At 57.3% G+C, this 1,280-nt stretch carries 1 protein-coding gene; it reads right to left on the minus strand.

Annotation, left to right across the window (positions count from 1 at the left end; genetic code table 11):
- Positions 1 to 104 precede the first annotated feature (104 nt).
- Positions 105 to 1,198, minus strand: a protein-coding gene (locus FJU08_RS22610) for an IS3 family transposase (RefSeq protein ID WP_141151299.1) whose coding sequence is annotated in 2 segments (ribosomal slippage) — positions 105 to 937 and positions 937 to 1,198 — 1,095 coding nt in all. Because the reading frame shifts where the segments join, the coding sequence is not laid out codon by codon here.
- Positions 1,199 to 1,280: the final 82 nt, after the last annotated feature.

Raw genomic sequence — 1,280 nt, forward strand, 5'->3', positions numbered from 1 at the left:
TGACCTGCCACTGAATTTTCATCCGGCTGCGATTAGAGCCTGGGCGTTTTTTGAACTGCCCCAGGTTTCTGGACCAGCGGAGGCTGGAGTTTTCCGGCTTTCATTCAGGGAGGCGGGCTGGTTGAGCCTCCCGAATTCATGAGCGCGATCGGCACCTTGTTGCCGATTGCGCCGTGTGGCCGAACCTCGTTGTAGTCCCTACGCCAATCCTCCATCTTTTCGCGGGCATCCGCAAGGGTCAGAAACCAATGTTGGTTCAGGCACTCCGCCCGAAAGCGGCTGTTGAAAGCCTCGATGAAGGCATTGTCAGTGGGCTTGCCCGGACGTGAGAAGTCCAGGATTACGCCCCTGGCATAGGCCCATAGGTCGAGATCGCGTGACACAAACTCCGTTCCCTGGTCGACACGGATCGTCTTCGGATAGCCCACCTGGCGGCATATCCGTTCGAGCGTTTGCACCACGTCTTCACCGCGATAGCTGTGTCGCGGATCAAGAACCGGAACATAGCGCGAGAAAGTATCGACCACGGTCAGAACACGCAGTTTCTTGCCGGTCGCGAGTTGGTCATGCACGAAGTCCATCGCCCAGACATCATTCGCCTTTTGCCGATCCTCCCGTAGCTTCGCCTTGACCCTACGTTTTGGCGTCTTGTTCCGCAGTTGCAAGCCCAAGTCCCTGTAAATGCGGTAGGTTCGCTTGATGTTCGTGCGCCATCCCTCGCGCTCCAGGAGCACTTGCACACGGCGATAGCCATAACGCACACGCGTTTCGCAAATCTCGCGGATGCGTCGTTCGAGACCGGCCTGATCGGAGCGGCGAGAGGTGTAGTGGTAGGTCGATCGATCGAAGTCCAGAGCCCCACAGGCACGCCGGATTGAAATCGCCCAATCCTGGCACATGCCTCTAACCATCTCCCGTTTCCGAGCAGGCCTTAGAGTTTTCGGCGGATAACATCCTGAAGCATTTCGCGATCAAGGGTCAGGTCCGCGACGATCCTCTTCAGACGCGCATTCTCGTCCTCGAGCTGCTTGAGCTTCTTCATCTCCGCCGGCAACATGCCGGCATACTTCTTCTTCCAGTTGAAGTAGGTCGCCTGACTGATCCCCGCTTTGCGGCAAATCTCCGCAACGGGCACACCCTCGTCGCCATGCTTCAAGACGAACGCCTTCTGGGCGTCCGAAAACTGCGATGCCTTCATCGTCTTCCGCTCATTTCCCAGCCGGGAAAATGCACCGGAAAACTCTAACCAAATCTGGTCCAGTTTAAAGGGGGCAGAGCAC

Source organism: Martelella alba, assembly GCF_006516955.1.
Taxonomy (GTDB): domain Bacteria; phylum Pseudomonadota; class Alphaproteobacteria; order Rhizobiales; family Rhizobiaceae; genus Martelella; species Martelella alba.